Raw genomic sequence first — 4326 nt, 5'->3', positions numbered from 1 at the left:
GTGCAAGACAAGCCTCAACATGATAAGGAAGCTGCCAAAGTTCCTTTAATATCTTCTCTTGAAAGCCTTCTTTAATGGTTCCCCGAACCTTTCCAAACCATAAGGCGAGAAGATAAAGGGAAGCAAGCTGAGCAGTAAAAGCTTTCGTGGAAGCAACTCCCACCTCTGGACCAGCTTTCAGGTACATGGTCCTATGCGCTTCCCTGGTTATGGTACTTCCCTGAACATTCGCAAGTGCTATTATAAATGATCCCTTACCTTTAGCTTCCCTTAAAGCAGCAAGAGTATCTGCTGTTTCTCCAGACTGCGATATAGCAATGGTTAAACTATTCGGTGGAACGATGGGATCTCTATATCTAAACTCGGAACCTATATCAACCTCAGTAGGAATTCTCGCCCATTTTTCAAAAAGATGTTTGCCTACAAGCCCAGCGTGATAGGAAGTCCCGCAGGCAACTATAAAAATCTTGTCCAACTTTTTCACAAAATCTTCATCAATATCAAGCTCCTCTAAGGAAAGCTCCTCCTCAGTGAGTCTATCTTTAAGAACGTTCCTAACAACACTTCCCTGTTCGTTTATCTCTTTCAACATATAATGCTTATATCCTCCACGAGAAATCATAGATGCATCCCACTCTATAAAGTAGATCTGTTTCGTTCTTGGCTTGCCCTCAAGGTCGAACACCCACCAAGATGAGTCAGTGATCACTGCTACTTCTTCATCCTCAAGATAAACCATCTTTCTCGTATACGGCAATATAGCTGGCACATCAGAGGCAAGGAACATCTCCCCGTCACCTACTCCAAGGACCAGCGGGCTTCCTAACCTTGCCGCAACAATTTTCCCCGGTTCTTCCGTAGACAAAACAGCTATGGCGTACGATCCATCAAGCTCTCTCAAGGCTTCCATAACGGCACTTTCAAGACTGCCAGCATAAAACTTAGCGATGAGCTGTATTATAACCTCCGTATCTGTTTCTGAGAAAAACTTAACCCCCTGAGCTTTAAGCCTATCCTTAATATCCTGAAAGTTTTCTATTATACCGTTGTGAACTATAGCAAATCGTTTACTTTCATCGAGATGAGGATGAGCGTTGATATCCGTGGGCTTTCCATGAGTTGCCCATCTTGTATGACCAATTCCCACTCTTCCATGTATATCTACATCCTTAAGCAAATTTTCAAGATCTCTAATCTTGCCCGCGGTTTTCACTATGCTTATTCCCTCATCGGATAGAACTGCTATACCAGCAGAATCATAGCCTCTATACTCAAGTCGGTATAGTCCATCAAGAAGTATAGGAGTAGCATTCCTGTAACCAACGTAACCTATTATTCCACACATGACTAATCACCGTTCTTCTTGGGAAATTAGATCTCTAAGGAATCTCTTAAATTCTGATCCAAAGTCTTCATGCTCTAAGGCAAGCTCTACCGTTGCTCTCACAAAGCTTCCTATCGTTCCACAGTCATATCTCTTGCCCTCATACATGACTCCATAGATGGGCTCATCCTCAAGGAGAAGCTTCATAGCATCAGTTAGCTGAAGCTCCCCACCAGCACCCGCTTCTACTTGCTCCAAGCAGTCAAAAATTTTAGGGGATAAAATATATCTTCCTATCACAGCAAGATTGGAGGGAGCCTCATCCCTCGGGGGCTTTTCCACGAGATCTATTATTCTAAAAACGTTTTCGTCTATTTTCTCCGCTCTCACGATGCCGTACCTTGATACTTCCTCCCAGGGAACTTCCTCAAGAGCTATCACGCTTCCCCCATATCTCTCATGAACGTCAATGAGGTAAGATATGGCAGGCTTATCCCCTATGATAACATCATCAGCCAAGAAGACGGCGAAATATTCATGCTCAACCACAGGTTTGGAGCAAAGTATGGCATGACCGAGCCCTCGAGGCTCCTTCTGTCTTATAAAGATGAAATCTGCAAGCTCAGATACATCCCTAACCAGTTTAAGAAGATCTTCTTTCTTTCTTTTCTGCAAGGTTATCTCTAACTCTAAAGATCTATCGAAATAGTCCTCTATAGCTCTCTTACCCTTTCCAGTTATAAGTATAAGCTGCTTAATTCCAACCGATACCGCCTCCTCTACCGAGTACTGAATCACCGGTTTATCAACGAGTGGCAACATCTCTTTCGGCAAAACCTTAGTAGCAGGTAGAAAACGCGTTCCAAGTCCCGCAACGGGGAGCACCCCTTTCTTAACCGTCATAGCTTAGATCACCTCCATTCAGCGCAATATCTTTTCCCACGTACCTCCAACATAATAGGTAATCTCATCCTCATAATGAGCAAAGGGTGTCTCTATAAAGATTCGAAGATAATGCTTTCCGTCGAGCTTCGCTTTCCTGACCAAGGAGATATACCCCACTTTATATGCATTAAAGGGGGTTTTTCTAAAATAATACACGAGTGGCATATTCTTGCTAAAATAATATATATTCCAATCTTCCCCACCTGTATATGCTATAAGAGCTTTCCATGTAGGAGAAAGCTCTGCATCATGGAAAACATAAAACCTTATCTGATGTAATCGAGCAAAATAGGCCATTCTTCTCATCTCTTTCCTTGGAATCTTGGGGGGATTACCGCAGTATAGAAGTATCCTCTTAGCATCCCGGGTTATAAGAAGATTCATGGCATCCAATATTAAGCTTCTTCCCTCAAAGCTTCCCCTTCTCTCCGACCAGACCCACCTATTAGGAGGCAAATAGGGAGAGTAAAATGCCCCAAGAACGAAGCCTCTATCTACAACAAACATGGTATCTCTTAAAAACTTGAGTATATCTCTTCCCTCATCTTTAAAAGCAGGATCTACTATGACGCCTATAGCCAAAGGTCTATCGATTTCCTTTATTAAACTCGGCTCAAGGATCCACTCGTCTTCTATTACTCTGACGGATGTATTTACTCTTTCTACAGGAATAGGATACCATCCTTCCGAAAGCTCTATCTCTGCGCTTCTTTTTGTCCCCTTTTCCACACGAATACCCGAAATTCTTATCTCTATCTTATGAAGATACGATGGTGCAGAAATTTTAAATAATATGGGTCTATTAAAATCTGCGAGGAAAACGTTTCCTAAGGAATCCCCACAAACAGAACTCAAGCTTGAAGCCTTTGGAACATCTACTTTTTCTACCACCTTTTCTCCCTCTATAACGAATAGAATTCCCCTTTCTTCATCACAGACAAGTATTCTATCTCTGAAATCAACAGCAAGACCTCTCGAAAATACATCGTCGAGAAAGGTCCCCTTCGGCAAACCATCCCAACCAAACCGACGTATGCATCTCACATTTCCATCAGAAACCCAGATGTTTCCCCTCTTATCGACACAAACCGCAAGGGGTTCCCACAGGTATCCTCTGCCCACGCTCCTTAAATATTTTCCTTCCCTCGTATATCTCCGAACACAGTGATTACCCCAATCGCAAACGTAGAGATAACCATAGGGACCAATGGCTATTCCCTGCGGGTTAAGGAGCTCTTTATCTCCAAAGCTTTTCAGAAGCTTACCCGTGAGATCAAAGACAAATATCTTATTTTGGCTGAAGTCAGAAACATAGACTCTACCATCCACAGAAATAGCTATACCAGAAGGGTTTGTTAATCCCCCCCAAGATCGCAAGGGAATCCCATCCTTGGTTAACACAACAACTTTACCCCTTCCATAGTCTGTCAAATAGATGTTTCCATCCGGTCCTATAGCCATCGCTGAGAAGTTATACATTGGAAAGGAAAAATATTCTTTTATACCACTGAATAACCCCTCTTTTTTCCGCACCTCTAAATAGGGATCTATAACCTCATAATCTTTGGGATAGTTCGCTTCTGGTAAAGACAAAACGGGTAAAACAGTTCTCTGGACCTTTTCCAAGGCTCTTATGACCCTCAGCTCCGCAGGTTTAACCTCCAGATAGTTTTTAAACATCTTCTCTGCCTTTTTAAGATAACCTCTTCTTAAATAAATCAGACCTTTCCAATAATAAGGCTCCAATGCGTAAGGATCCAGCCTTATAACCCTATCGAAGCTATTTAAAGCTTCATCATAGCGCCCGTCAAAAAAAAGCTTGAAAGCTTTCTTAAACTCCTCTAAAGCTTTTTCAGGATTTCTCTTAACGCCTCTCGGAGCGTTTATCTCCTCCGGGGGAACCAGTCCTGGAAGCGGAGGGGGCTTCTCTGCCGAAAATGAAGAGGAAACGATTAGCAAGAGGAGCGCAAAAATTATAAATAGTACTCCTATCCTGACCCCCAAAGCTTAGAAAGCACCACCTTACCGGTGAGCGTGTTATATCCTAACCATATAAG

At 42.6% G+C, this 4326-nt stretch carries 3 protein-coding genes; all 3 read right to left on the bottom strand.

Features of this window, described 5'->3' with window-relative positions; all coding sequences use genetic code 11:
• Nucleotides 1-1345: glutamine--fructose-6-phosphate transaminase (isomerizing) (gene glmS / locus J7M13_04340; protein ID MCD6363210.1), on the bottom strand; the 1345-nt coding region annotated here is incomplete at its 3' end.
• Nucleotides 1346-1351: 6 nt separating this feature from the next.
• The gene (gene galU / locus J7M13_04335; GenBank protein MCD6363209.1) at nt 1352-2227 is read right to left on the bottom strand and encodes a UTP--glucose-1-phosphate uridylyltransferase GalU; all 876 of its coding nucleotides are present in this window, start codon (nt 2225-2227) and stop codon (nt 1352-1354) included.
• Nucleotides 2228-2245: 18 nt separating this feature from the next.
• Complete coding sequence (locus tag J7M13_04330) at nt 2246-4273, bottom strand: SMP-30/gluconolactonase/LRE family protein (protein MCD6363208.1); 2028 nt, start codon at nt 4271-4273, stop codon at nt 2246-2248.
• Nucleotides 4274-4326: the final 53 nt, after the last annotated feature.

This window comes from Synergistota bacterium (genome assembly GCA_021159885.1).
Lineage (GTDB): Bacteria > Synergistota > GBS-1 > GBS-1 > GBS-1 > AUK310.
The sequence above is the reverse complement of the archived record's forward strand: the minus strand, read 5'-3'. Positions and strand labels throughout refer to the sequence as shown.

What these genes read in the sequence shown, in the direction of transcription:
- galU (MCD6363209.1), bottom strand. Translation starts at nt 2,227, where the DNA reads ATGACGGTTAAGAAAGGGGTGCTCCCCGTTGCGGGACTTGGAACGCGT.